22 protein-coding genes are annotated in these 26,215 nt (G+C 67.7%); 9 read left to right on the top strand and 13 right to left on the bottom strand.

All coding sequences use genetic code 11. The features are described from left to right. Positions 1 to 4 precede the first annotated feature (4 nt). Positions 5 to 880, top strand: coding sequence for a peptidylprolyl isomerase (locus ABD231_RS25640; protein ID WP_344157044.1), 876 nt, complete (start codon positions 5 to 7; stop codon positions 878 to 880). Positions 881 to 1,178: 298 nt separating this feature from the next. Here the strand turns inward: ABD231_RS25640 and ABD231_RS25635 are convergent, their stop codons facing one another. The 3 genes from ABD231_RS25635 to ABD231_RS25625 form a co-directional block, all read right to left on the bottom strand. Continuing rightward, positions 1,179 to 2,330 (bottom strand): glycoside hydrolase family 76 protein, encoded by a 1,152-nt coding sequence (locus ABD231_RS25635; RefSeq protein WP_344157041.1) that lies wholly within the window; start codon positions 2,328 to 2,330, stop codon positions 1,179 to 1,181. Positions 2,331 to 2,408: 78 nt separating this feature from the next. Further along, positions 2,409 to 3,626: a SpoIID/LytB domain-containing protein gene (locus tag ABD231_RS25630; protein WP_344157039.1), complete on the bottom strand. Its 1,218-nt coding sequence runs from the start codon at positions 3,624 to 3,626 to the stop codon at positions 2,409 to 2,411. Beyond that, positions 3,623 to 5,173, bottom strand: coding sequence for an N-acetylmuramoyl-L-alanine amidase (locus ABD231_RS25625; protein WP_344157036.1), 1,551 nt, complete (start codon positions 5,171 to 5,173; stop codon positions 3,623 to 3,625). Before ABD231_RS25625 ends, ABD231_RS25630 begins: the two co-directional genes overlap by 4 nt. A 161-nt stretch (positions 5,174 to 5,334) precedes the next feature. Here ABD231_RS25625 and ABD231_RS25620 point away from each other — a divergent pair, with 161 nt between their 5' ends. The 3 genes from ABD231_RS25620 to ABD231_RS25610 all read left to right on the top strand — a co-directional run bounded on the left by ABD231_RS25620 (position 5,335) and on the right by ABD231_RS25610 (position 8,297). Further along, a complete protein-coding gene (locus ABD231_RS25620) occupies positions 5,335 to 6,159 on the top strand; it encodes a hypothetical protein (RefSeq protein WP_425554205.1) in 825 nt (274 codons plus the stop codon). 757 nt (positions 6,160 to 6,916) lie between these two features. Continuing rightward, positions 6,917 to 7,612 carry a hypothetical protein gene (locus tag ABD231_RS25615; RefSeq protein WP_344157033.1) on the top strand — a complete coding sequence of 232 codons (696 nt, stop codon included), beginning with the start codon at positions 6,917 to 6,919 and terminating at the stop codon, positions 7,610 to 7,612. A gap of 1 nt (position 7,613) precedes the next feature. Further along, the gene (locus ABD231_RS25610; RefSeq protein ID WP_344157030.1) at positions 7,614 to 8,297 is read left to right on the top strand and encodes a hypothetical protein; all 684 of its coding nucleotides are present in this window, start codon (positions 7,614 to 7,616) and stop codon (positions 8,295 to 8,297) included. Between the two features lies 1 nt (position 8,298). Here the strand turns inward: ABD231_RS25610 and ABD231_RS25605 are convergent, their stop codons facing one another. The 5 genes from ABD231_RS25605 to ABD231_RS25585 all read right to left on the bottom strand — a co-directional run bounded on the left by ABD231_RS25605 (position 8,299) and on the right by ABD231_RS25585 (position 16,589). Then, complete coding sequence (locus tag ABD231_RS25605) at positions 8,299 to 8,796, bottom strand: RICIN domain-containing protein (protein ID WP_344157027.1); 498 nt, start codon at positions 8,794 to 8,796, stop codon at positions 8,299 to 8,301. Then, entirely contained in the window at positions 8,763 to 8,915 is a 153-nt protein-coding gene (locus tag ABD231_RS25600) for a hypothetical protein (protein ID WP_344157024.1), read from the bottom strand. Before ABD231_RS25600 ends, ABD231_RS25605 begins: the two co-directional genes overlap by 34 nt. Before the next feature lie 78 nt (positions 8,916 to 8,993). Then, entirely contained in the window at positions 8,994 to 13,091 is a 4,098-nt protein-coding gene (locus tag ABD231_RS25595; protein ID WP_344157021.1) for a S8 family serine peptidase, read from the bottom strand. Between the two features lie 212 nt (positions 13,092 to 13,303). Beyond that, the gene (locus tag ABD231_RS25590) at positions 13,304 to 15,145 is read right to left on the bottom strand and encodes a hypothetical protein (protein WP_344157017.1); all 1,842 of its coding nucleotides are present in this window, start codon (positions 15,143 to 15,145) and stop codon (positions 13,304 to 13,306) included. Between the two features lie 64 nt (positions 15,146 to 15,209). Continuing rightward, the gene (locus ABD231_RS25585; RefSeq protein WP_344157014.1) at positions 15,210 to 16,589 is read right to left on the bottom strand and encodes an NAD(P)H-quinone dehydrogenase; all 1,380 of its coding nucleotides are present in this window, start codon (positions 16,587 to 16,589) and stop codon (positions 15,210 to 15,212) included. A gap of 31 nt (positions 16,590 to 16,620) precedes the next feature. Between ABD231_RS25585 and ABD231_RS25580 the strand changes: the two genes are divergently transcribed. Further along, positions 16,621 to 17,082: a gamma-glutamylcyclotransferase gene (locus ABD231_RS25580; protein ID WP_344157011.1), complete on the top strand. Its 462-nt coding sequence runs from the start codon at positions 16,621 to 16,623 to the stop codon at positions 17,080 to 17,082. 121 nt (positions 17,083 to 17,203) lie between these two features. Continuing rightward, entirely contained in the window at positions 17,204 to 18,916 is a 1,713-nt protein-coding gene (locus ABD231_RS25575; RefSeq protein ID WP_344157008.1) for a phospho-sugar mutase, read from the top strand. An 11-nt stretch (positions 18,917 to 18,927) separates the two neighbouring features. Here the strand turns inward: ABD231_RS25575 and ABD231_RS25570 are convergent, their stop codons facing one another. The 4 genes from ABD231_RS25570 to ABD231_RS25555 all read right to left on the bottom strand — a co-directional run bounded on the left by ABD231_RS25570 (position 18,928) and on the right by ABD231_RS25555 (position 22,056). Next, positions 18,928 to 19,374, bottom strand: a complete 447-nt coding sequence (locus ABD231_RS25570) for a hypothetical protein (protein WP_344157005.1) — start codon at positions 19,372 to 19,374, stop codon at positions 18,928 to 18,930. A 157-nt stretch (positions 19,375 to 19,531) separates the two neighbouring features. After that, a complete protein-coding gene (locus ABD231_RS25565) occupies positions 19,532 to 20,470 on the bottom strand; it encodes a neutral zinc metallopeptidase (RefSeq protein ID WP_344157002.1) in 939 nt (312 codons plus the stop codon). A gap of 123 nt (positions 20,471 to 20,593) precedes the next feature. Further along, positions 20,594 to 21,493 carry an alpha/beta hydrolase gene (locus ABD231_RS25560; protein ID WP_344156999.1) on the bottom strand — a complete coding sequence of 300 codons (900 nt, stop codon included), beginning with the start codon at positions 21,491 to 21,493 and terminating at the stop codon, positions 20,594 to 20,596. Between the two features lie 2 nt (positions 21,494 to 21,495). Then, positions 21,496 to 22,056 carry a PH domain-containing protein gene (locus tag ABD231_RS25555; protein ID WP_344156996.1) on the bottom strand — a complete coding sequence of 187 codons (561 nt, stop codon included), beginning with the start codon at positions 22,054 to 22,056 and terminating at the stop codon, positions 21,496 to 21,498. 46 nt (positions 22,057 to 22,102) lie between these two features. On the opposite strand from ABD231_RS25555, the gene deoC reads away from it, so the two are divergent. Genes deoC through ABD231_RS25540 form a run of 3 tightly spaced genes read left to right on the top strand, consistent with a single transcriptional unit; the run spans position 22,103 to position 25,366 of the window. After that, complete coding sequence (gene deoC, locus ABD231_RS25550) at positions 22,103 to 23,059, top strand: deoxyribose-phosphate aldolase (RefSeq protein ID WP_344156994.1); 957 nt, start codon at positions 22,103 to 22,105, stop codon at positions 23,057 to 23,059. Between the two features lie 5 nt (positions 23,060 to 23,064). Next, positions 23,065 to 24,501 carry an aldehyde dehydrogenase family protein gene (locus ABD231_RS25545; RefSeq protein ID WP_344156991.1) on the top strand — a complete coding sequence of 479 codons (1,437 nt, stop codon included), beginning with the start codon at positions 23,065 to 23,067 and terminating at the stop codon, positions 24,499 to 24,501. Beyond that, on the top strand, positions 24,491 to 25,366 hold the full coding sequence (locus ABD231_RS25540) for an aldehyde dehydrogenase family protein (RefSeq protein ID WP_344156988.1): 876 nt from the start codon (positions 24,491 to 24,493) through the stop codon (positions 25,364 to 25,366). The genes ABD231_RS25545 and ABD231_RS25540 overlap by 11 nt, the downstream gene beginning before the upstream one ends. Before the next feature lie 214 nt (positions 25,367 to 25,580). On the opposite strand, the gene ABD231_RS25535 is transcribed toward ABD231_RS25540, so the two are convergent. Beyond that, the gene (locus ABD231_RS25535; protein WP_344156985.1) at positions 25,581 to 26,201 is read right to left on the bottom strand and encodes a hypothetical protein; all 621 of its coding nucleotides are present in this window, start codon (positions 26,199 to 26,201) and stop codon (positions 25,581 to 25,583) included. Positions 26,202 to 26,215: the final 14 nt, after the last annotated feature.

Below are 26,215 nucleotides of genomic sequence, written 5' to 3'. Positions count from 1 at the left end.
TTGCATGTCCAAGAGGACCCACGAGCAGCAGCTCGCGGCGCGGAAGGCCAAACGGCAGGCCGAGCGGCAGGCTGAGCGGGCCCGGCAGCGGCGGAATCTGGCCATCACGGTCACGGCCGTGGTCGCCGTCGTCGCAGTCCTGGTCGGCGTCTTCGTGATCTTCGGTCCGAAGGGCAGCGACACCCCGGCGGCGAGTTCGGACACGCCGTCGGCGCCGTCGTCGGACGGCGGTGGTCCGGACAACAAGCCGAAGAGCATCCCGACCGCTCTCGCCGCCCCGCTGAAGCGCCCGACGCCGCTCCCGGCCGAGGTCGACTGCAGCTACAAGAAGGGCGCCGAGGCAGCCAGCAAGAAGGTCAACCCGCCGGCCGACGGCAAGGTCAAGTCCTCCGGTACGTCGAAGGTCAGCCTGAACACGTCCATCGGCGACCTGCAGGTCACGCTGGACAGCGCCCTGGCGCCGTGCACGGTGAAGAGCTTCCTGAACCTGGTCGGCCAGAAGTACTTCGACAACACCTCCTGCCACCGCCTCACCGTCGGCGAGGGCCTTCAGGTCCTGCAGTGCGGGGACCCGAGCGGCAGCGGGAGCGGCGGTCCGGGGTACAGCTTCGCCGACGAGGTCTTCCCGACGCTGAAGTACGGTCGCGGCATCCTCGCCATGGCGAACTCGGGGCCGAACACCAACGGCAGCCAGTTCTTCGTCGTCTACGGCGACGCGTCCGGTCTAGGACCGCAATACACCGCCTTCGGCACCCTCGACGAGCCCAGCCTCAAACTCATCGACAAGGTCGCCCAGGCCGGCGTCAAACCCCAGAACGGCCCGACGGACGGTTCCCCCATCACCCCCGTCAAAATCAACACCGCCACCGCAGCAGCCTGACCCACCACAGCCGCCGCCGAAGGAGCACCCTTCGGCGGCGGCTGTCTGCTGCCCCCGGGAACGCCCAGCACGTACCCACTCCATCCCCACCCCACCTCGCGCCCAAAGAGCAGCCCCATCCCCCGGCAACCCCTCTGCTCTTTGTGCACCCCGCTCATCTTTGGGAACCCACCAACCACTTCGAGCTCACGAAAATGGTCGGTGGGTGCACAAAGATGGATCTCGTACACAAAGAGAAGGCGACCCACCTTTGGGCGGGGAGGGGGCGGTGGGGAGGGGGCGGTGGAGGGGTGCGGGGTCAGGCTAGGAGGTGGTAGCGGGAGCGGGGCCAGGCTAGGAGGGCGTGGACTTGGGTGATGCCGGACTGCTGGAGGAGTTCTACTGGGCCCTCGCGGAATTTGTAGAGGTTGGTGGCGGGGTCTCGGGTGGTGTTCCAGTTGTCGTCGGCGTAGGCCTGCATGGCTTTGCGGTAGCGGGGGTCGTGGGAGACCGAGTCCAGGATGAGGAGGTTCTTGAACCAGATGGAGTTGAAGGCGGCGCCGTTCTTGGCGAGGATCTCGCGGGTGTTGTAGAAGGCGAGCGAGGCGTTCGCGACCGACTTCGCGTCGCGGAGATAGCGCTGGTCACCGGTTGCCTTGTACAACAACACGCCGGCACCGAGCATGACGCCCTGGTTGTAGCTCCACTGCGTCTTCTCGATGTTGCCGGCCAGGTCGATGTGGTCCCAGTAGAGACCGTTCGGCGCGAGCATGCAGTCCTGCGCCCATTGGTACATCCGCTTGGCCCACGTCAGGTACGTCCGGTCCCGGGTCAGCAGATACAGGTGGGCGCCGAGCTCGGCACCCGGGCCGTTCGACACCGTGTTGCGGTCCTGGCTCCACGGGGCCTGGGTCCAATAGACACCACCGGCACACGGGTGCGCCGGGTCGGTGTCCCACCCATGGACGACGAGCGTGAAGATCTCTTTCGCCCGGGCAAGCGCCGTACGGTCGCCGGTGCGTTTGTAGTTCTGGATCAGGTGCAGACCGATCCATTCGTTGTCGTCGTAGAACTTGTCGCCACCGCCGCCGAGCGGCGCGCGCACATAGGAGTCGTACCCCTTCGGCGTTGTCGTCGCGTTCCAGTACGGCGAGTAGGCGTCGATCCGGCGTTCCGCCTCGGCGGACGCCTTCTGGCCGGAACCCGGGATCCCGGCGATGTCCTCGGCCGCGACCGCGGCCTGGGAGTACGGCCAGATGTACGAGTAGGGGTTGGGATGCTGGTTCGGATACTCCTCGAGCAGCAGCCCCTGCCCGGCATCGAAGTACTTGTTGATCGCGTCGTACGACGCCTTGGCGCGGGCCGCGTTGCTGGTCACGGCATCGGCCGTGGACACCTGCAGCGTCCCGACGATCGCGGCCGCCACCAGGCCGGCCACGATCCGAGTTGATATACCCAATTTCCTGCGCATCGACCGGCTCCTCTGTGGGCGGTGACGGATGACATCGATGTCAAGTTCTAACCGTCGCAGGGAGAATTCGTCAATGGGTCAGCGACCGACCGGTGCCACGGGAAGACTTGGCATATCAAGTGGAACGACCGGGAACACGATCCACGCGGACTTCAGATGCAGCCGTCCTCGGAGCTGATCGGCACTCAATTCACGACGCCCCTTCGACCCGACTGCCTCCACCCGCGCCGCGCGACCGCCGATCGGTCCGACCCCGGTACGGCGGATCACCCGCAGCGTACGAATCGTGCCGACGTCGAACGCCGCCTGAATCGCGGCCGTCTTCCGCGTGACCGTCCACGTCACGTTCGGATTCCCGTTTCCCGGGTACGCGTCCCAGCTGTCCAGCTTCATCACCTGATACGGAACCTGGCCGGCCGCAGTCGCACCACCGTTCGACGACGAGAACTCGGCGATGATCGGCTTGCCCTTGTACAGCCGCACCTGCCCGGCCGTCGCGGTGATCGCGGCATTCGTCGAGTTCTTCTCGTCGTTGTAGCCGCCGTAGACCTGGCAGGCGATCGTGTCACACAGGTCGTAGGCCCGCCTGGCACTGCGATTCCGATGGAAGACCGAATAGGTGCGTGCAGCAACCGCCTGAGCCTGCAACGCGGCCGGACGCCAGCTGGACAAGGCCTCTCGCGGTACGACGCCGCGCAGGTAATGCTCGAGCGAGACGACGTTGACCGTGTCCAAGTGCTTGCCGGGCGCATCGATCGCCCGCAGTCCGCCCCGATACCGCCGTACCGCACCGGACGGCAGGATCAGACTCGTCAGCGTCGCGCCCTCGAACTGGGTCATCGAGCTGAACTTCTTCCACAACGTCCACTGGCGGGTCTTGGTGTTGTACGAACTGACCTTGGTCCCGTGCTCACCGTGCGGGTCGATCGACCACTGGTTCCGAGTCGATGCCTTGGGCAACGTGTAGAGCCTGTCCCGGGCCAGGTCGCGGATCCGCAGATTGTTGACCGCGGCAACCCGTACGCCGTCGGTGGTGTCGGCGCTGATCCGGATCCGGACCCGGCCGGTCGCCTTCCCGACGGTCGTCCCCGGGTAGTAGAAGTCGAGGATCTCCTTCGCCGACTTCCCCGCGATGGCCGCACCCTGAGCGCCGTACTGCGACATGCCGCGACCGTGGCCGAAACCGCGCCCCGTGATCGTCGTGTCGGCGCCGGCGGTGGGCTCGAACTCCCTGGCCTCAGCGGTCGCGCTGATCACAGTTGACATGATGATGACGGCGGCAACGACACGCTTCATGAGCCACTCCGGTATTGGACGAGAACCGTACGGCGGTGTGCGTGGTACGTGAGCCAGCCGTGCTGGTACTTCTGCCGCAACCCGCCTTTCACCTGGTAGATATCGGTCATCGGCAGGCCGAGCCGCGACCGCTCCGCACCGATCGCGACGTACTTGCGGTAGATCAGGCCGGTCACCGGACGGACGCCGTACGGCTTGGTCCAGTAGAAGCCGCCGTCGCGGAACGACTGCACTCGCGTGCCGCCGACGCGGCCGTTGTGGACCTCTGTCGTCGGCAGGCCGAGAGCGGTGTCGGGGCCCATCCGGCGGTACCGCTGCCGGAAGACACCCGCGGTCGAGTGGGCGCCGGTGGAGACCGAGTAGAAGATGTCGCGGGTGCCGAAGTACGTCGCCCAGCCGGTCCGGGTGCGGTGTTCACCCCAGAACGGTTGCCCAAGGCTCCGGAATCCGATTGTCTTCGCGAACCGGTAGATCGGGGTCGACACCGTGCCACCCATCAACGTCTGAACTCGTTGCTTCAGCCAAGGGAGCTTCGCGTACAACTGTTGCCCAGGGCATGCGGTCGCCTTGGTGTCACGATGGCCGGAGATCGTGTTCACCCGATGCCGGGCGAGCACGATACTCGCGGTCGGCGAGCGATAGTTGGCGTCGAGCTTCCAGGCGATTACCCGGGCCGTTGCCTCCAGCATCGAAGCCGGTGGCGCGACCTTGTCGAAGTTGCCGATCAGCGAGACGCCGAACGAGTTCGAGTTGAACGACTCGGTGTGCGCACCGAGGACGGGCAGCTGCGCGCCGCCGTACCGGCCCTCGAAGGCACGACCGAAACGGTCGACGAGGAAGTTGTAGCCGAGGTCGCACCAGCCGCGGCTCTTCACGTGGTACGCGTACGTCGCGCGCAGCATCGCCGGGACCTGCGCCCGCGTGTAGTCGTTGCGATCGGCGGTGTGGTGGACGAACGCGGCCAGCACGGTCCGGGTGTACTTCGGTCGCGAGCAGCCTTTGTTGACGTTGCGCAGCTTCTCGTCGGCACCCCAGCGCTTGCGGCTCCAGACGTTCGGCATCGGGTACGGCGTTCGGCTCGCGGCCGGCTCGATGTCCTGCGCGTCGGGCGACTCAGCGCTGTCGGCGGGGAGCACACCCGGTTGGATCAGAGTGACTTTGGCCCCGCGGATCGTCGTACCGGCGGCGTCGACGGCGCTGGCCTGGATACCGGTCGCATCGCCGACCCACAGTGGTTCGGTACCGGGGTTGCCTTCTGGGGTGTCCGGGCCGTGGCCGTCCTCGACGTGCAGCGCCTGCCAACCGGTCCATTGGTCGCCGTGCTTGATCCGGACCCTGGCCTGAACGTTCTGCACGCCGGCCGGCCAGGTGACACCGACCATCGCGAACGGCGTCGTCTCGGCGGCCACCGACGGTCCGGTGATCGCAATCTCCTGGTACGTCGGCATGATCGGATCCGCCGGCGTGGTGAGGGCGGCCGGCGGGTGCGGGGCGACCAGTGCGAGGCCGGTCGCGGTGAGCGTGAGGAGTCGGAGGGTCTTGCTCATCGAACAGCCTTCCGGCGGGGGCAATGCGGTCGCTGGGCGGCGGTAATCGATTATGCGCGCAGCGTGACGGCATTCCGGGGATTGAGGTCACCCTGCGTGGCGTGCCGGGTTGGCGGGGTTCGATAGGCTCGTACCAAAGCCCGTCAAGGAAGGCCCGGCCAATGTTGACCGTCATCCTGATCGCCGCACTCGTGGTGATCGCCGTCCTGGCGTTCCGCTCCTACCAGCGGACGCAGCTTCAGACCAAGAAGCAGCACGAGATCACCGCGGCCGAGCTCGAGTCGGTCAAGCGGACCGCCGACGAGGACATCACCCGCTTCGGCGAAGAGCTGCAGGACCTCGACCTCGACATGGTCGGCAAGGACCTCGGCGACGGCGCCCGGCAGGACTATCAGCGCGCCCTCGACGCCTACGAGTCGGCCAAGCAGGCCGTCGGCCAGGTGACCGAGGCCGAACAGATCAAGCACGTCATCGAGATCCTCGAGGACGGCCGCTACGCCGCGGCCTGCGTGCGCGCCCGGGTGAACGGCGAGCCCCTCCCGCAGCGGCGCCCGTCGTGCTTCTTCAATCCCCAGCACGGCCCGTCGGTCGTCGACGTGATGTGGTCGCCGCCCGGCGGCGCCCCGCGCGAGGTTCCCGCCTGCGCCGCCGACGCCGAACGCGTCCGCGCCGGCGCCGAACCCGACGTCCGCAAGGTCATGGTCGGCCCCCAGCGCGTCCCGTACTGGGAAGCCGGCCCGGCCTATTCGCCGTACGCCCAAGGCATGTTCGGCGCCATGGGCGGCGTGATGACCGGCATGTTCCTCGGCACCATGCTCGGCGGCATGTTCGCCGGCGGCGGCTACGGCGACTTCGCCGGCGGCGACATGGGTGGCGGTGACATGGGCGGTGGAGACATGGGTGGCGGCGACATGGGCGGCGGTGACTCCGGCGGCTGGGACTTCGGCGACTGGGGCGGCGGCGACATGGGCGGCGGCGACTTCTAACCCTCGCTTCCAGGCCCCGGCAACCCCAGGTGTGGGTTGTCGGGGCCTTTTTCTATCCCCTCGCTCCGGGCACGCGCGCTCCTCCGTCGCGTACTCCGCCCGTGCGCCCCGCCCGCCCGTCCACGCGGCTGCCGCCGCTTCCCTTCAACAGCAGTTCCGCCGACCGTCCATTCGCAACCGCCGCCGCTCCAGCCCGCTCCTCCGTCGCGTGCAACGCGGCTAGCGGCCAGGTGGTTGGGTTGGGTGGGTTCGCAGGGGGTGTCGGCCCGGTGGTCGGTGGTGCACGTGGTGAGCCCCCTCGCTCCGGGCACGCGCGCTCCTTCGTCGCGTACTCCGCCCGTGCGCCCCACCCACCCCTTCACGCGGCTACCGCCGCTTCCCTCCGACAGCAATCCCGCCGACCGTTCATTCGCAACCGCCGCCGCTCCAGCCCGCTCCTCCGTCGCGTGCAACGCGGCTAGCAGCCAGGTGGTTGGGTGGCGTGCCCGGCGACGTACGAATGCGCCCGGTCGAGCGGACCGCAAGTACTCCACAAATGAGGTTGCCGAGGCGCGGCCAGGCGTAGCAGTCGCCATCGAGGGCAATTGTGGAGCCCTGCAGGTCCGCCCTACACACGGAGATCCCGCCGTTCCGGGCACGCGCGCCTCGTGCTTTTGCATCAACGTGCAAAGCGGATTCGCAGACAGCGGCTACGCCCGAGCGGTAGTCTCCGCCTGCGCGATCGTGGGGTGACGGTCGCCTTTCTCAAGGAGACCCAATGCGTTACCGCACGCTGCTGCTGGCTACCGGCGTCCTGGCCTCCGGTCTGCTGGTCGGCCCGAACGCCGCCGAGGCGGCGCCGCAGGCGATCACCGCGCACTGCTCCTGGATGCTTCCGGCCAACCTGACGCTGCGCGCGCCGAGGCAGAACATCTGGGTCAGGAAGGGCCCCGACTGCCCCAAGACCGCGAACACCGCGACGTGGATGGGACGAACCGCGGCCGGCACCGCCATCTACGGCGCTGGCTTCGGCGTGGACGGCGGCGGTTGGATGGACGTCGCGTACACCGCCCCGTGCGGCCAGGCACTCATCTGGACCGGCTGGGAAGACGGCTACGCCTACGACGCCAACAACCGCCCGGTGGCCATCCTCCGCTCCGCCAAGACGCTCACCAAGTGCGGCGCCGCCGTACAGCTCACCGGCGTTCGCAAGAGCACGCGAACCACGTTGACCGCACGCGCGACGTACTACAACGAGAAGACCGGCAAGTTCGTCCGCCACCACGGTCGCGTCCTCTTCCAGAAGCGCGACGTCGGCTCCAACACCTGGACCGATCTTGGGTGGGCGTACCCGAACGCGACGACCGGCGCCGCGTCGTACACGATCACCACCAACCGCAGCCGCGACTACCGCGCCTTCGTCCCCTCGGGCAAGACCGTCACGTACGCCTACTCCCTCACGAAGCGAGTCTGAAATGCGTCTACGAAACCTCATCATGGGCACGGCGCTGATCGCGTCCGGCCTGGTGGTCGGCCAGCAGTCGGCCCAGGCGGCCCCGGTCTATCCGAAATGCGCCTTCGGGATTCCATCGAAGCTGTCGCTCACTGCGCCGGACGCCTACGCGTCGTTCCCACTCGGCTCAGGCTGTCCGAGGACGTTGTTGAACGGGACCTGGAACGCCGTCCTTCCGGATGGCACGTCCCACCTCGGCGTCGGCTGTTCGGGCGACACCCAGCCGTGCAATTTCCCGATGCGGTGGATGGAGATCGGAGTCACCTTGCGCTGGGTCCCCGAGAACCCCGGCCTGGGCTACAACGGACGCAAGGTGGCCGACCTGCTCCCCACCTCGTCGCTGACGAAGTGCGGCGCTGCCATCAAGCTCACCGGCGTGCGAAAGGGTACGAAGACCACGGTGTATGCGCGGGCGACCTACTACAGCACCAAGAGCAAGGCGTTCACGCGCCACCACGGGCGGGTGTTGTTCCAGAAGCGGGACGTTGGTTCGAACACCTGGACCGATCTCGCGTGGGCCTACCCCAACACCAAGACCGGCGCCGCGTCGTACACGATCACCACCAACCGTAGCCGCGACTATCGCGTGTATGTGCCGTCCAGCAACACCGTTTGGTACGCCTACTCCGCGACCAAGCGGGTGTGAGTTACTCGGCGTCTGCTGGTGGGCGGCAGATGATGCCGGAGCAGGGGTTTTTGTCGGGTGGGGTGTAGGCGGGTGGGGCCATCAGGAACCATTCCTCGTAGTCGGACGAGGGGTTCTGGTACTGCTCGCTCCAGGGTCTTGGGTTGGCGTTGACCGGGGAGCCGGGGTCGCCTCGGCTGTCCAGGAAGCTTTGGGCGTCTTCGGGGTAGTCGGAGGTAGTACCGACGCGGCGGAAGGGGGCGCCGATCAGGCCTACGCGGTTGCGGGTGGTGGTGCCGGCGCGCTTCCAGCGGGGGAAGGTGGCGCCGCAGGTGGTAAGGACGACGTCGCGGCGGTACATGCTTGCCTGTGGGTCGCTGACGCACTTGTTGTAGTGCAGGTTGAGGTTGGTGAGGTCCCAGCCTTGGGAGTACTTGCCGCCGGAGCAGGGCTGGAGGGTCACGCGCTGGTTCAGGTCGTCGACGTCTAGGCAGAGGTTCTCGCGGGCGTCGCCGTACACGCCGGCGGCCTTGCGCCGGTGGCGGCGGTGGCCGGGTTGTCGGTGGCCGCGATCAGGGTTCCGGCGACGGCAACGGCGGCGGCCCCGAGGACCGCCAGCCGCTTCCACATCTTGTACATCGGGTGCTCCAAGCTCGGTCTGGCATCTTCCGGACCGAGCCTGGAGCAGTACCGTTTCAGGGCTGCTTCACAGCAGTCTCATCGGGTGATCTTGATCGGGACCGACAGGGCCGAGGGGGCAGTCGTTGGCCCTAGCAACAACTCTCCGGTGTAGGTCTGGCCTGCGGTCATTGGTTTGTTGTAGGTGACGTGGAGGGTGACCGGGGTGCCGGCTGGGACCGGGCCGGTGGGGAGGCCGGTGACGGTGAGGTCGTTGCCTTGGATGGCGTTGACGTTGAAAGTGAAGGACGGCGTACCGGCTACGGCGAAGCCGTGGACCCAGATCTGGTAGTTGCCGTCGGGTGGGCTGATCAGGTCGACCGACTCGTTCGCCGTACCACCGGCCGACGAGGCAACGATCTCCGACGGCGCGAACACTCCGTCGTTGTTGGCATCCCGGACGACGTACAGGTCGAGGTCGTTACCGGCCATCGCCGTGCTCACGCTCAGCCGGGAGGCATGTGACAGCGTGATGTTCCGCTTGAAGGTCGAGGACGCCGGGTCGTCCGGGTTGTCCTGATGGGCCGCTTCGGTCGTCGTACTGGGCTGGCTGAGACCGAACGCCGCCGCCTTCAACCCGTCCAGCGCGACGCTGGATTCGAACTTCACGTCGAAGGCACCACTGTCCCCACTAGCAGTCTGTACGACGGATGCCGGGGCGACCGACGCGCTGCCGACCTGCACCTTGAACGGGGCGTTGAACTTGTCACCCTGCCAACCAACCTGGTGAACCGCGAACGCCTGCAGGCCCTCCTGCGCCGGCGCGGTCACCACATCGGCCGGTCCGCCGGTGGCTGTGTCAAACCGCCAGACACCCGCGCGGACGTTGGTGTTCGGGCTCTTCCCAACCGTGTTCAGCGTGTACGGTGCGCCCCACACCGAGTCGGGGACCACCTGGAAGTGGTTCTCGGAGCGACCCATGATCAACGTGTCGAGATCGGTCGCCGGTCCGGCGTCGTTCCACGAAGTGTTGACCAGGAACTTCGTCCCCTCGGCCGGCGACTTCGGCACATCCAGGTAGAAGAAGCGCCAGTCACCGGACTCGGCTCGCCAGGTCCAGTCGTTCGCACCGAACACCGAACCGTTGTTGTAGGTGTAGTTCTGCTGAGCCCGAGCGACGTCCTCACCACCGAAAGTGGTTGCCCCGGTCAACTTCCCGGCCGCGTCCTGCGCCGCCTTGGCCGCGACCGCGACGGACACCGGCACCACCATCGAGTCCGAACCACGGTTCAGTACGACAGCACCGGAGTACATCCCGTACGGCGTCTTCGCCGGCACCTTGATCGACGCGGTGAACGAACCAGTCGTATACCGCGGCGCGGTGATCCACTTCCAGTCGCTGTTCTTGTACCAGTCGATCGAGATCTTGAAGTGCGTCACCGGAATCGCAGCGTTCTTCGCGGAGTGCTGCAGTCCCAGGAAGAGCCCGTCGGCCATCCGTGACGCCGGGTCGCGGACCAGCGACTGCAACGCGTTCGCACCGGCCCGGTGGTACATGAACCGGCCGTACTCGCCCTGCTGCATCTCGGACTTCGCGAAATCCAGATCCTTGAAGCCGTCGATAGTCGAGCTGGTCGTCTTGTCGGTGTGGTTGACGACGCCGTTGTGGTCCTTGTCGGTCCACAGCTTGCCGTCGTGGTTGACGTCGGTCCAGTTGTAGGTGAGCAGCCGCCAGCCCTGGTCCTCGGTCAAGTTGTTGTCGCCATCGAACTCCGATCGCGGATACTCAACCTTGATCAACATCAGATCGGCATCACGATGCTTCTTGACGCGAGCTGTCAGATCCAGCAGATAGTCCGGTGCGTTGAAGTTCGATGTGCTCTCTTTCTGAAGATCCTTGCTGGTGAAGGAGAACGTATCGTTCGCCGTGCGCACCAACTGCCGGTCGCTGACCTGCCAGACGCCCGGCCCCTTGACGTTGAACTTCTGCGAATCCGTGCCACCCGGTGCGATCACATTCGCGAACGCCGGGTACTCCGTCCCGCGGTAGTCGCCGACCCGCCACTCCGACGGGGAGACCACGGCCCGGCGGCCGAGGGCGCTCGCCACGGCCTTGCCGGCGTCGACCGACCCCGCGCCCTGAACGTTGGCGTCGTACCCAAGGTCCTGCGCCGATGTCTTCAGAATGTCCTTGGCAGTCTTGTAGAAGCCGGCCGGCAGGCTCGTGCCGTGCGCCTTCTCGTAGGCCTGGTAGATCAGCGCGGTCGCACCGGCCGCGACCGGGGTCGAGCGGCTGGTACCACCCCAGGTGGTCCAGGCCTCGCGGCCGTCGAGGATCGTGTTCAGCGTCGCGTCACCCGGCGAATAGGCGCCGTCGGCAACTACATCGACACCGTTCGCGGCGTTCGACTGGAAGCCACGGTTGGACCACTCGACCACGTCGTTGTCCATGATCTGCTTGGTCCGCACGATCGAGTCCCAGCCGGTACCACCGAACTGCGTCGACGCGCCGACCTGGATACCTGCAGTCGGCGACGAACCCGTCGTACCGAAGCCTGGAGCGCCGTTGCCGGTCGAGAACAACGGCGTCGTACGAGAGCCTTCGTGAATCACGTCGGCTTCCTGGCTGGCCGCGTCCCAGCCGTCGTTGTCGACGGTGGACTGCCCGTACGAGTTCGACGTGACGTCGACGCCCTGGCGGGTGGACAGCAGATACCCGAACTGCGTGGAGAAGTCGAAGCCGAGGTAGATGTCGCCGAACGGCGCCAGTTTGGCGTGCGGCGCGCCACCGAGGACGGCACCGGCGTACTTGCCACCGGGGATGTCCTTGAACGTCGGCGCCTTCCCGTTGATGACGGCCTGGCCGACGATGTTCGACGCGGTCAGCGTGCCGTGGCCCTCGATCTGCGGATCGAAGTCGCCCGTCCAGGCCAGCAGATCACCCGGCCCGTACGACGTGTCGTGGACTCCGAACGCGTCCTGGCCACCGGGGACCTCGGTCTTGCCGTCCGAGATGAAGTACAGCAGTCCGCCGGACAGGTCGGTGTACCCGTCGCCGTTCATATCCCGGTACGCCGCGGGCGAGGCCTTGGTGACCGGCTTCTCGTCGGCGAACGAGTGGTCGTCGTCGAGGTCGACGTACACGGTGTCGTAGACGCCCGCGGTGTGCGGGTCGGTGACCAGGTAGGCCGGGCGCTCGCCGTACAGCTGGAGCAGGTAGTCGTCCGGGTGGCTGCCGACCTTGACCTTGCCGGACTTGCTCCACGACGCCGGGAAGTCATAGGTGTGCTGCTTAGTCCCGGCCGGGGCGGTGAAGTTGCGCGACGGTCCGGTCTTGGTGGCGTAGTCCACTGAGCAGGTGGAGCCAGCAACAGCACAGGTCGTGGCTGTCGTCTTGGTGTACCAGGACAGACCGTCGTCTACCTGCGAAGGCGCGGACAGCCACTGCAGCGTGCCATAGGGGTCGAAGGCCTTCGGCCAGCCGTTCCACCCCGCTTTGGTCCCGGTCTGGCCGGTCCAGGTCTGCCACGTGTTCAGCAGGTCCGGGTGCCCGAAGTCGGTGCCACCATCCAGTACGCCGACAGTGATGCCCTGGCCGGTGATTCCGGCGTTCCACGCCCCGGTGAAGTCGTGGGTCTTGGCGTCCAGCAGGTTCTGCTTACGCAGCTTCTCGAAGTTCGAACCGCGCGGAGCCGGCGCCTCGTCGTACGGCACCTCACTGCTCTGCAGCTTGGCCCGAGCGGCCTGCTTCTCGGCCTGCGTCGGCGCCTTGTGCAGCTCCGGATCCGGATCGCCGAGCGGCTGCCCGGTCTTCCCGAGCTCCACCGGCCGCACCGATACCACACCCGGTACGGCGGCCAGTTTCGGCAGCGCCTGGACCGGAATCGAACCGAGCACCAGCCCGCTGTCGCCGGTCGCGGCCACCCGGGCGTTGTCCAGGACTGCCTTCGCCGCCGCCGGATCGCCCTGCACGGTCGCAAACACCGCCACCGGCGCGGTCTCGCCCTTCTTGACCTTCGCCTCGAGCTTCGGATCCAGCTTCGCCAGCAACGCGTCAGCCGCAGTCTTCACCTGCAGCGGACCCGGTGGCGGTGTGTCCGCCTGGGTGGCCGCCCGCACCGGCGCCGACACCGACGCCAGAACCAGACTCGTCACCGCCAGCACGGCAGCACCACGTGACACCTGTCGTCGTCTCATACGTTCCCCTCCGGAACACGCGCGGTCCCCCGACCGATCACCCGGAATGTAGACCCGCGCTCACCTTCGACGACAGCGATTGGAGCTGCGCATTTTCGGCGTACTCCGAGCATCAGTAACTATTCGTGTCCGATACAAATCGCCCCACCCGATTTCCCCCGGAACGACGCCCTTCACCCCGATCACACTCCGTAAAACAGGTGAACGAAGGTTTACCCCTGCTTTTTCTTCACCGGCTTCTTGACGTGGATGCTGCCGTCGTTGATCTCGAAGTGCATGAGGTCGCCGCATTCGGCCCCGAGGTCGGTCCCACCCCATTTCATCTCCGGATCGGAGGCCCGGATCGCCTCGACGATCTCTTTGCGGATCGTGAAGGTCCGATCAGCCGGATCGCCGTGCTTCTTGTCGGGGTCGAAGGGGCTGTCCATCATGTTCGGTGACTGCCCCTCCGGCGACTTCGAGGGATCGGGCTTCCAGTCGGGGTTCGGCTCGGGCTTGGCCGTCAGCTGCGCATGATCCGCGGCGATCAACTCCCGGAGCCGGTCCGCTCTTGCCGCGCCCGGAGGCGGTGGCGGGGTCCCGAACACCCCACGGACGGACAGGTCGGAGACAGCGCCGAGCCGCTCCTGCAGCGCCGCGGAGTCCTTGGCCAGCGCGAAGTAGTCACGCATGGCCTTGGCCTCCTCCTTGTGGGCGTCGTACGACCACGGCCCCTTGGGAACGGTCGACGCCCGGCCGAGCATCAGCCAGGAGATCCGGTGGTAGATCGGAGCCAGCTTGGCGTCCAGCGCCTTCTCGCCCTTCTCGTTCATCAGATACGGCATGGCGCCGTAGTCGACATCGACAGCCAGGCCGTAGGTATGGAGTCCGGCGCGGCGGTTCGCCAAGCCCCCGATACTCGAGATTCCCCAGTCGGAGGCCTCCATCGGACGCCCCTCGGTCGCCGCGATCTTCTCCCGAGCGCTGGCATCCGCGCGCAGCAGGGCGGCCGCCATCCGCGGATGAACCGCCGCCACTCGTACCCCGAAGGCATGCACGGTCTGCAACGACGCCAGTAGTTCCGCGTAGGACATCCCGGTCACCCGCTGGCTGGTTTCGTCGAAGGCGCTCGCCGGCTTGGCGCCGACCCGATCCTTGTCCGAAGCCGGTTCGGCCGTGGCCTCGGGGATGGTTGGGGCGGGGATGCCGAGGTACTCGCGGATGGCGTTCTTCTGGTCGATGGGGATGCCGGCCAGGGCGCTCTCGACCTTGGCGGCTTGGGCCGGCTCGACCTCGCCTCCCAGTCGCTTGACCTGGCCGGCGGTCAGCATCGCGCGCAGCCGGTCGGCGCCCACCTGACCGGCCGCCTTGAGCTTCTTCAGCATGAAGGCGAGCCGGTCGTCGGGCTGCTCCGCTGCCCAGGCTGCGCCGGTGGCGGCCTCCTGCCCATTGAGCCAGCTGTACGACGTCATCGCCGACGTGACCGGGGTCCCGCTGACCCCGGATAGCAGCGTGCCGAGCCACGGCGTGTCGACGCCTACCGCCGTACCGAGGCCGTTGGCCAGCGACTGCCAGTGCGCCTTGCCGAGCATCGCCAGCGCATTCTCCTGGTCGGCCACCGACAAGCCGTTCAGGAGCTCGTACGCCGCCTGCAGGTCGTCGCCACGGATCATGTCGTGCAACCGCTCGGCGCGCGCCGCAGCGGCCCCCGGCACGCTGGCCATCTTCAAAGCGAGCGAGAGCCGTGGAACGTCGACCGCCGGCGCACTGCTGCCTCCCAGGAGGTCCCCGAGCTCCTTCCGGTTCTTCGCGCTCGTCCCGCGCAGCACCTTCACGATGTCATCGGTGGAGAACCCGTTCAGGACCGTGAGCGCGGTCGGGAAGTCCGGCGGCTTCGCGGCCAAGGCTTCGATCGCGGCCCCGGCGTGCTCCCGCAACCACGGCCCGACCTTGCCGTTGGCCGCGTTACCGGCCTTGGCCAGCGCTGCCTGTGGCTGGGCCGACTCGTCTCCGGCAGGCCGCGGCACAGACGTCCGCGCCCGCTCCTCCTCCGCTACAGCGCGCTCCCCAGCCACCGTTCAATGCTAGGAAGCACCACCCCGATCGACAGTGCCCCGAAGGGCACTGTCGCGGGCAGTGTCAGCTCCGCAGATGCAGCCGGCGGGCGGCCTCGGCGATGGAGCCGGAGACCGACGGGTAGACCGTAAACGAGGCCGCGACCTGGTCGACTGTCAGGCGGGCGGCGACGGCCAGGGCGATCGGGTGGATGAGCTCGGAGGCGCGCGGGGCGACCACGACACCGCCGACGATGATGCCGGTGTTCGGCAGGCAGAAGAGCTTGACGAAACCGTCGCGGACACCCTGCATCTTGGCCCGGGCGTTGTCCGCGAGCGGGACCTTGACGACCATCGCCGTACTGCCGCCGGCGTCGAGCGTGGCCTGGGTGAGGCCGACGGTGGCGATCTCGGGGGCGGTGAAGACGTTCGCCGAGACGGTGGACTGGTCGAGCGGGGCGACGGCGTCGCCGAGGGCGTGTGCCATCGCGATCCGGCCCTGCATGGCCGCCACCGAGGCCAGCATCAGTACGCCGGTGCAGTCGCCGGCCGCGTAGACGCCCCGGGCCGTGGTCCGGGACACCCGGTCGACCTGGACGAAGCCGCCGTCGGTCAGCGACACGCCCGACTCGATCAGGCCCATTTCGTCGGTATTCGGCAGCGAACCGACCGCCAGCAGAGCGTGCGAGCCCTCGACCGTCCGGCCGTCTGTCAGGGTCACCACGACACCGTCACCCTGGCGCTTGACCGACTCGGCCCGGGACTTGCTCAGCACGGTCAGGCCACGCCGCTTGAAGACCTCTTCGAGGACCTCGGCCGCGTCGGCGTCCTCACCGGGCAGCACCCGGTCCCGGGACGAGACGAGAACCACGTCGCTGCCCAGGGCGTCGTACGCGCTGGCGAACTCCGCACCGGTGACACCGGACCCGACCACGATCAGCCGCTCGGGCAGCTCGTCGAGCTCGTAGACCTGCTCCCAGGTCAGGATCCGCTCGCCGTCCGGCTCGGACCCCTTGAGCACACGAGGCCTTGCACCAGTGGCGATCAGCACCACGTCGGCCTCGAGCCGCTCGTCGCCGACGACCACCGTCTCCGGCCCGTCGAGCCGGCCGCGGCCCTTGATGATCCGGATCTGGTCCGAGGCGAGCCGGCGCCCGATGCCCTCCGACTGGGCGGTCGCCAGCGCCTTGACCCGCCGGTTCACCACCCCGAGATCGACCGAGACGGAGTTCGCCGGGTCGTCGTCGCCGTCGTCGACCCGCAGGCCGAGCTCGCCGGCCTCCTCCACCTCCGTCATCACCTCGGCGGTGGCGATCAGCGTCTTGCTCGGAACGCAGTCGGTCAGCACCGCGGAACCGCCGATCCCGTCGGAATCGACGACCGTCACCTCCGCCCCTAGTTGGGCGGCTGCACTAGCCGCTTCGTACCCGCCTGGACCGCCACCGATGATCACAACTCGCGCCACGAGAGGCCATTGTTCCGTATCCTGATTTCTCGTGACCCTGTACGCCGCGTTTGCGTCGAATTTGGACCCGAACCTGATGGCCGAGCGGTGCCCGTACTCGCCGCTGCGCGGCACCGGCTGGATCGTCGGCTGGCGCCTGACTTTCGGTGGCGAGGAGCTCGGCTGGGAAGGCTCGATGGCCACGGTCGTCGAGGACCCCTCCGACCCCGCCAACCAGGTGTTCGTGGCCCTCTACGACATCCACCCCAAGGACATCGAGCGCCTGGACGAGTGGGAGTGGATAGACCAGGGCGTCTACCGCAAGATCCAGGTCCGGGTGCAGACCCTGGACGGTGAGCAGCTCGCCTGGATGTACGTCCTGAACGCCTACGAGGGCGGTCTCCCCTCGGCCCGCTACGTCGGCATCCTCGCCGAAGCCGCGGAGGCAGCCGGCGCCCCGGACGACTACGTCGCGGAGCTGCGCGGGCGTCCTTGCCAGTCGTCAGGGCATTAGGGCGGACCGCCCCCACTCACCAACCTCCGATCGCGGACGTCGTCCACGCTCAGCGAGGGGCCGACACGGGGCGTTTGTGCGAGTTGGTGAGTGTCAGCGGTCCGCCAGATAACCTGCCCTCGTGAACGATGAGCTGCGTGGTGCTGCCGAAGCCTGGCTGAGTGAGGATCCTGACCCGGATACGCGGGCTGAGCTGGAGGGGCTGCTGGCGGCGGGGGACACCGTTGAGCTGGCGGACCGGTTCGCGGGGACGTTGGAGTTCGGTACGGCGGGCCTGCGGGGTGCCGTGGGCGCCGGGCCGAACCGGATGAACCGGGTTGTCGTGATCCGCGCCGCCGCCGGACTCGCGGCGTACCTGAAGGCGAACGGGCTGACCGACGGCCCCGTCCTGATCGGGTACGACGCTCGGCACAAGTCCGACGTGTTCGCGCAGGACACGGCCGCCGTGGTCCGGGGCGCCGGGCTGGACGCTGTGCTGCTCGACCGGCACACGCCGACCCCGGTCATCGCCTTCGGCATCAGGCACCTGAAGGCGGTCGCGGGTGTCGTCGTGACGGCCTCGCACAACCCGCCGCAGGACAACGGGTACAAGGTCTACCTCGGCGACGGCTCGCAGATCGTCCCGCCGGCCGATGCGGAGATCGCGGCTGCCATCGCGGCCGTCGGACCGCTGGAGTCCGTTCCGCGTGGCGACGACTGGCAGACCACCGGCGACGAGCTTCTGAACGCCTACCTGGACCGCATCGCCGAACTGGTCCCAGCCGACGCACCCCGAGACCTGAACGTCGCCTACACACCCCTCCACGGCGTCGGCCGAACCCTCGTCGAAGACGCAGTAGCCCGCGCCGGCTTCGCCGCACCAGCCGTCGTCGCCACCCAGGCCGACCCCGACCCCGACTTCCCCACGGTCAGCTTCCCGAACCCCGAAGAGCCCGGCGCCATCGACGCCGCCCTGGAGTTGGCCCGCCAGATCGACGCCGACATCGCGGTGGCGAACGACCCCGATGCAGACCGCTGCGCGGTTGCAGTGCCGGACCCGGGATTGGGGGGCGCCACAGGAGCGGGAGCGGGAGGTGGCGCAGACGCGGAAACCGGCGCCGGGGTGGAGGGCGCGGCACCGGGCGGCGGCTGGCGGATGTTGCGGGGGGATGAGTTGGGCGCGCTCCTCGGCGAGTTCCTGCTGTCGCAGCGTCCGGAGGGCGTCGCTGCGTGCTCGATTGTGTCGTCGTCGTTGCTTGGGAAGATCTCCGAGGCTTACGGCGTGCGGTATGTCGAGACGTTGACGGGATTCAAGTGGATCGGGCGGGTGCCGGAGCTGGTCTTCGGGTATGAGGAGGCGCTCGGCTACTGCGTCGACCCAACCGCCGTGAAGGACAAGGACGGGGTCTCGACACTTGTCCGGGTGCTGGAGATGGCGGCGCGCGCGAAGGCGGAGGGCCGCACCTTGATCGATCTGCTGGATGATCTTGCGATCAAGTACGGGCTGCACGCGACCGATCAGTTGTCGGTCCGCGTCGAGGACCTGAGCCTCATCCAGACGGCGATGAGCAACCTGCGCGCGACTCCCCCGACGACGCTCGGCACGCACACCGTCGTACAGACCGATGACCTGGCCATGGGATCGGCAGAGCTGCCGCCGACGGACGGCCTGCGGTACACGTTGTCGGAGGGCGCTCGGGTTGTCGTGCGGCCGTCGGGGACCGAGCCGAAGCTGAAGTGCTACCTGGAGGTCGTGATCCCGGTGCAGGACGGCGATGTGGCCGCGGCAAGGGTCGCCGCGGCCACAGATCTCGCCGGTATCAAACAAGCACTCTCGACAGCCCTGGGGCTGTAGGGAGGAACCTCTCAGTGCGCCGCGGCGGCTTCGGCCTGCTCGGCGCGCAGGGAGGCCTGCAGCGACGAGTGCAGGATGCGCAGGGTGCTGGTCGACTGCATCAGCGCGTCCCGCTCGTCCGGGTTGCGGCCGGCCAGGCTGGTGATGTCGTTGATGGCCGCGTCGATCCGGCTGATCCGGTCGGCGACCGAACCCTCCTGGCTGCTGGCCCGGCGGATCGCCTCGGAGGTGACCGTCCAGACGTCCTCCTTGTCGTTGGTACGCCGCGACATGTCGACCATCTGGCTCAGTGCGGCCAGGTCGCTGCCGATCTGGGTGCGCTCCGCCGGATCGGCGATCCCGGCGGTCGCCTGGCGCAGCCGGGTGACCTGCCCGGACAGCTCCGACCAGGTGGCCCGACCGCTCTTGATCTTGTCCAGCACCTTCGCGTACTCGGTGTTGAACTCGTCGTAGTTCACTGTCCTTGACTCCTGCCGTTCGACCGTTCGACTCAGAACTGTAGGGCGTGCGGATCCGAAACAAGTAACCACACGATCGCAGATCGTAGGGTTGTCGCCAAAACGCAACAGCCGCCTGGTACGGCAACGCGTACCAGGCGGCTGAGTTACGTGTGAATCAGGAGACGCGGGCCGGCGCCGATTCGTAGGTGTTGCAGCGGGCCGCGGTGGTCGTCGAGCTGGTCGCGTAGAAACCGTGCTCCGACCACCAGCCGTGGTTCTTGAACGAGCCGTGGTCGCGCGGGTAACCCTTGGCGTCACCCATGTTGTTGACCATCCAGCGCCACTGGTTGTAGAGCGCGCCGGTCATCGGGTAGAAGCGGCGGTTCGCGCCGATGTAGGCCGAGCCGAGGCAGGACGCCTGCAGCTCACGACGCCGGCTCTCCTCGAGCTTGGCGCTCTGCGTCTTCATCGCGCGCTGACGCCACCAGGAGGCGTCCATGATGCCGGTCTGCTCCTGGATGTGGTGGCCGTACTCGTGCGCCATCGTGTTGGTGGCGTAGGTGCGCGCGTACGTCGAGTTCTGCTTCCACAGGCTGACCATCTGGTTGGCCGGGAAGTAGATGTTGTTCTCGCAGTAGAACGCCCGGGTCATCCGCTGCACGCCGCACCGGGTGTTGACCGTGGACGCGGTGGTGATGTGCAGCTTCGGCGCCGCCGTCGACCGCGCGCCGGCCTTCGCCAGGATCGGCTTCCAGGCGGCGTACAGGCACTTGTAGACCTGCGTGGCGTACTTGTTGACGCCGGCCACCGTCCGCATGGAGACGTTGACCTCCTTGCAGCGCGACGCGGGGATCGGCCCGGTCTTGTAGAGCTTGTTGTAGCGCACGATCTTCAGCGCCGACGGGCCGGTGTAGCCGGCCTTCGCGGTCGGCGCCTCGGCGTGCACGTGCTCGTCGGTACCCGACTCGGCGGCCTTGCCGACAACGGGAACCGGACGGGTGCCGGCCTCGTTCGTCGGGGCCGCCTGGGCGCCGGCCGGCACGACAACCGCGAGACCGGTCAGCGCAGCGACACCGGCCAGGCCGCGTCGGGTGGTACGGGAGAGGTTGACCATGAGCTCCACTCTCGAAAATTCAGGGACTGTCAGGGCCCATCTTGCGGGGACCGGGGGTTCATCCACCGGCCGGGACACGAACTCGGACGTCAACGATTCGGTCCCAGTTCCCACGAATTTTCATCAGCTCCGGAGTTGCCCGCCGAGAAACGCCAGCTGGGCCGGTAGCATCCGCCGCCAATATCCCTGTGTGTGCGCACCCGCTTGCTGCCCACCCGCGGCACCCAGTTCGGTCCGCAATTGCGCGGCTGCCTCGGCGAACGGATCGTCCCGCCCACAATCGATGCGTACGGCAACATCCTGCAGGCTGACCTGGCGGCCGAACAGCTGGCCGCCATCGAAGTCCTCGCGGCTGTCGAAGGAGCCTGGGGCAACATCTTCGTAGCGCCGCCACACCGCGGGACTGAGCGCCGCGACCGCGACCGCGCGAGTTCCCGGCCGGACCCGACGCTGCCAAGCATGCAGGGCCGTGTACAACAGGGCGCCGTACCCGCCCATCGACCAGCCGAGGACGCCGTACCGCGCGGTGTCGAGACCGCGATTCGCCAGCAGGGGCAGGAACTCCTGGTCGAGCATGAACCCCGGGTCCTCGTCGGTCACCCGGCGATGCCAGTAGGTGTCCGGCCCGCCGTCGACCGTCGCCAGCGCGAACGGCGGCGACCCGGCCTGTACGGCGGCAGTCAGGTACCGGTCGATGCCGAGATCGCGGACGGCCGAGGTGTGATCACCACCACGTCCGTGCAACACCAGTACGACGGGCAACGCGTCAGACGCCTGATACCCATCGGGACAGATGATCGAGTAGCCAACAGTCGTGCGGCGACCGAACGATTCGAATGTGCCCGACACCACAGGACCAGCCGGTACGTCGGGCACAACGCCATCCGGACCGGTCAGTCCGAGAACGTCGTGCACGCGAGCGCGTCCCGGGATCAGCCCGGTTTCCAGGCCGGCCACACCCGCGACGCCGACGACCCCGGCCGCCACACCTGTGCTCAGCAGCGCGCGACGGGAAAGAACCATCGTCAGCGGAACAACGCCGCCACGAAGCCGACCACGGCCAGCACACCGATCGCGATCAACTCGGGCCGGGCCCAGTTCGTCTTGACCTCACCGCCGTCGATCGCGCCGTACTGCTCCATGTGTGCTTCGATCCGGCCGACGACCAGATCCGCACGCGACAACGAACTGTCCGGCGAGAGCTTGCGGCCGCCAACCCGCTGCTTGCGCAGATCGCGCATCACGAGCTGTACGCCGGGAGCGCGGAACCGACCCACCGGCGTATGCACCCGAAGGATGTCGGCGACATCGGCACCGGTCACCTGGTTCCACGGAATCACCCGGTCCCGCAGGTGATTACGCAGTACGAGGGTTTCCTTGCCGAGTGTCACCGACGGGCGGATCAGACCGCAGTACGCGAGCACCATCAGGATCGCGATCACGCAGCCCACCAGGACCCCGGTGGCGGTCCGCCATTCGAGCACGATGTCCAGCAGCCCGACCGCTCCGATGACGATCACGATCACGCCGGAGATCCGGTTGGACGTGGACAGGTACTGCTCGGTCTCGGCCTCGTTCGACTTCACGTGCACAACGTAACCGGTTGGCTCGATGAGCACTATGCTGGCAAGGGTGACCACTACCGACACAGGCGTCGACAGTCTGGCCGACGTGACCTCGTCCGAGGACCGGCTGCGCCGGTTCCTGCTCGGGCTGCCGGGCGTCGACCAGGTCGGCGCCGAGGCGAGGGCCGCCACCTTGAGCACGCGGTCGATCAAGACCACGGCGAAGGCGTATGCGCTGGACCTCGCGATCCAGATGATCGACCTGACCACGCTGGAAGGCTCGGACACCCCGGGCAAGGTGCGTGCCCTGTGCGCGAAGGCCAAGCGCCCCGACCCGTCCGACCAGACCGCTCCCCAAGTAGCCGCGGTCTGTGTCTATCCGGACCTGGTGGCGACGGCGAAGTACGAGCTGCGCGGGACGGGCATCAACGTCGCGAGTGTGGCAACCGCCTTCCCCAGTGGGCGTTCCAGCCTGGCGATCAAGGTGCAGGACACCAAGGACGCGGTCGCGGCCGGTGCCGACGAGGTCGACATGGTGATCGACCGCGGCGCCTTCCTGTCCGGTCGCTACGGCCTGGTCTTCGACGAGATCGCCGCGATCCGCGAGGCCGCCGGTGACGCGCACCTGAAGGTGATCCTGGAGACCGGCGAGCTGGTCACCTACGACAACGTACGGCGCGCGTCCTGGCTGGCGATGCTGGCCGGCGCCGACTTCATCAAGACCTCCACCGGCAAGGTGTCCCCGGCCGCGACGCTGCCGGTCACGCTGGTGATGCTGGAGGCGGTCCGCGACTACCACGAGTCGACCGGCCTGCACATCGGCGTCAAACCGGCCGGCGGGATCCGGACCGCGAAGGACGCGATCAAGTACCTGGTCACGGTCAACGAGACCGCCGGACCGGACTGGCTGGACCCGGAGCTGTTCCGCTTCGGCGCCTCCAGCCTGCTGAACGACCTGCTGATGCAACGCACCAAGCTGGCCACCGGGCACTACCCGGGCCCCGACTACTTCACCTTGGACTGACAGGCATGAGCAGATTCGAGTACGCACCGGCCCCGGAATCGCGGGCCATCGTCGACATCAAGTCGTCGTACGGGCTGTTCGTCAACGGCGCCTTCGTCGAGGCGACGGACGGCAAGCCGTTCAAGACCGTCAGCCCGGCTTCGGAAGAGGTACTGGCCGAGGTCAGTGAGGCCGGACCGGCCGACGTCGACAAAGCTGTGAAGGCGGCCCGCAAGGCGTTCGAGAAGGTCTGGGGCCCGATGCCCGGCCGCGACCGGGCGAAGTACCTGTACCGGATCGCACGGCTGATCCAGGAGCGGGCGCGTGAGCTCGCCGTGCTGGAGTCGCTCGACAACGGCAAGCCGATCCGCGAGTCGCGTGACGTCGACATCCCGCTGGTGGCCGCGCACTTCTTCTACTACGCCGGCTGGGCCGACAAGCTCGAGTACGCCGGTGCCGGTGAGGATCCGCAGCCGTGGGGTGTCGCCGGTCAGGTCATCCCGTGGAACTTCCCGCTGCTCATGCTCGCGTGGAAGATCGCACCTGCGCTGGCCGCGGGCAACACCGTCGTACTGAAGCCGGCCGAGACGACTCCGCTGACCGCACTCGCCTTCGCGGAGATCTGCCAGCAGGCGGATCTGCCGCCGGGTGTGGTCAACATCGTCACCGGCGCCGGTCGTACTGGCCAGGCGCTGGTCGAGCACCCGGATGTGAACAAGGTCGCCTTCACCGGTTCGACCGCGGTCGGCCGCGCGATCGCGAAGTCCGTCGCGGGCACCGACAAGGCGATCACGCTGGAGCTCGGCGGCAAGGCGGCGAACATCGTCTTCGAGGACGCCCCGATCGACCAGACCATCGAGGGCATCGTCAACGGCATCTTCTTCAACCAGGGTCACGTCTGCTGCGCGGGTTCGCGGCTCCTGGTCCAGGAGAGTGTGTACGACGAGGTCCTGGCCCGACTGAAGCGTCGGATGAGCACCCTGCGGGTCGGCGATCCGCTGGACAAGAACACCGATATCGGCGCGATCAACTCGTCGGCCCAGCTGGCGAAGATCCGTGAGCTGTCGCAGATCGGTGAGGACGAGGGCTCCGAGCGCTGGTCGCCGGAGTGTGAGCTGCCGACCCAGGGCTACTGGTTCCCGCCAACCGTCTTCACTGGCGTCTCGCAGGCACACCGGATCGCCCGCGAGGAGATCTTCGGCCCGGTGCTGTCGGTGCTCACCTTCCGCACGCCGGCCGAGGCCGTCGAGAAGGCGAACAACACTCCCTTCGGGCTGTCCGCCGGGATCTGGACCGAGAAGGGTTCCCGGATCCTCTGGATGGCCAACCAGCTGCGCGCCGGCGTGGTCTGGGCCAACACGTTCAACCGCTTCGACCCGACCTCGCCGTTCGGCGGCTACAAGGAGTCGGGCTACGGCCGCGAAGGCGGCCGTCACGGCCTGGAGGCTTACCTTGCCCACTAAGGACACTGGACGGCTCGAAGTCCGCAAGACCTACAAGCTGTACGTCGGCGGCGCGTTCCCACGCAGCGAGTCGGGCCGGTCGTACGTCGTCAGCAACACCAAGGGCAAGTTCCTCGCGAACGCGTCCCAGGCATCCCGCAAGGATGCCCGGGATGCGGTCGTCGCGGCCCGCAAAGCGTTCGGCGGCTGGTCCGGCAAGACGGCGTACAACCGCGGTCAGGTGCTGTACCGGATCGCGGAGGTGATGGAGGGCCGGCACGAGCAGTTCAGCTCCGAGGTCGCCGCTTCCGAAGGTCTGTCGATCTCGAAGGCCCGCGCGGTCGTGGACGCATCGATCGACCGCTGGGTCTGGTACGCCGGCTGGGCCGACAAACTCGCCCAGGTCGTCGGCTCCAGCAACCCGGTGGCCGGCCCGTACTTCGACTTCTCGTTGCCCGAGGCAACCGGTGTGGTCGCAGTCCTCGCTCCCCAGGACTCCAGCCTGCTCGGCCTGACCTCGGTGATCGCCCCCGCGATCGTCTCCGGCAACACGGTCGTCGCCGTCTCGTCGTACGAGCGTCCGCTGCCCGCCATCACCCTCGGCGAGGTCATGGCCACCTCCGACCTCCCCGGTGGCGTGGTCAACCTGCTCACCGGCTCGGCCTCCGAGATCGGTCCCTGGCTGGCCGCCCACATGGACGTCAACGCCATCGACCTCTGCGGCATCGAGGACCCCGACGAGGCCCGCGACCTCGAAGCCGCCGCCGCCGAAAACCTCAAGCGCGTACGCCGCCCCGCCCCCGAGGACTGGACCGCCTCCCCCGGCCTCTCCCGCCTAACCCAGTACCTCGAACTAAAAACCGTCTGGCACCCCATCGGCGTCTGACCCGCCCCGGCCACCACTGGTGGCGCGAGACAGGCAATTGCTGCCCGAGCCCCCGCACCACAGGGCTCCAGCCACCACAACCTGTCTCCCGCCACAACCACGGCCCCCGGCCACCACTGGTGGCGCGAGACAGGCAATTGCTGCCGGGGACGGCGCACCACAGGGCTCCGGCCACCACAACCTGTCTCCTGCCTTCAGTAGTGGCCGGGGCTAGCTAGCGGATGGTGGTTCGGGTGAGGGGTGGGTTGGGGTTGGGGTAGCAGGTGACCGGGGAGTTGATGGTGACGAACTTCCACTTGATCTTGGCGGTCAGCGTCAGACCCGGGTTGTCGTAGGAGGTGCCCTGCAGGCGGGTTTCGACGATGGCGCCTCGGCGGCCTGCCTTGAGGCGGACGGTGAGGGTGGGGAGCTGGTAGGCGGCGCCGCCGGGGATGGGGCCGGCGACCGAGATGACCGCGGTGCGGCCGTCCAGGCGGACGCTTGGGGTGGAGTTGAGGCCGGAGCCGCCGGTCAGGGTGGCGCTCACGTACGACGAGTTGGGTGGGATCGGGACGCGGAGTGCGAGGTCCCGGACCTCTTTGAGTTTGAAGCCTTTGACCTCGCCGGGGAGTTGGCCGGGTTTGAGGTCGACGGTGATCGAGAAGCGGTGGTTCGGCTTGATGGTCGCGGGCGCCTTCGCGTCGACGCCTTGGCGCAGCGACAGCAGGTGCTTGCCGAACTTGGTGTTCGCCCGGCAGGAATAGCTCGCGACGGGTTGGGCTGCCGCCGGGACGCTGCCGAGGACTAGCGGAAATACGGCGGCACCGAGGATCAGCAGACTGCGGTGAGTAGCCATACAACTACCCTAAG

The organism is Kribbella yunnanensis (genome assembly GCF_039529655.1).
Lineage (GTDB): Bacteria > Actinomycetota > Actinomycetes > Propionibacteriales > Kribbellaceae > Kribbella > Kribbella yunnanensis.
The sequence above is the reverse complement of the archived record's forward strand: the minus strand, read 5'-3'. Positions and strand labels throughout refer to the sequence as shown.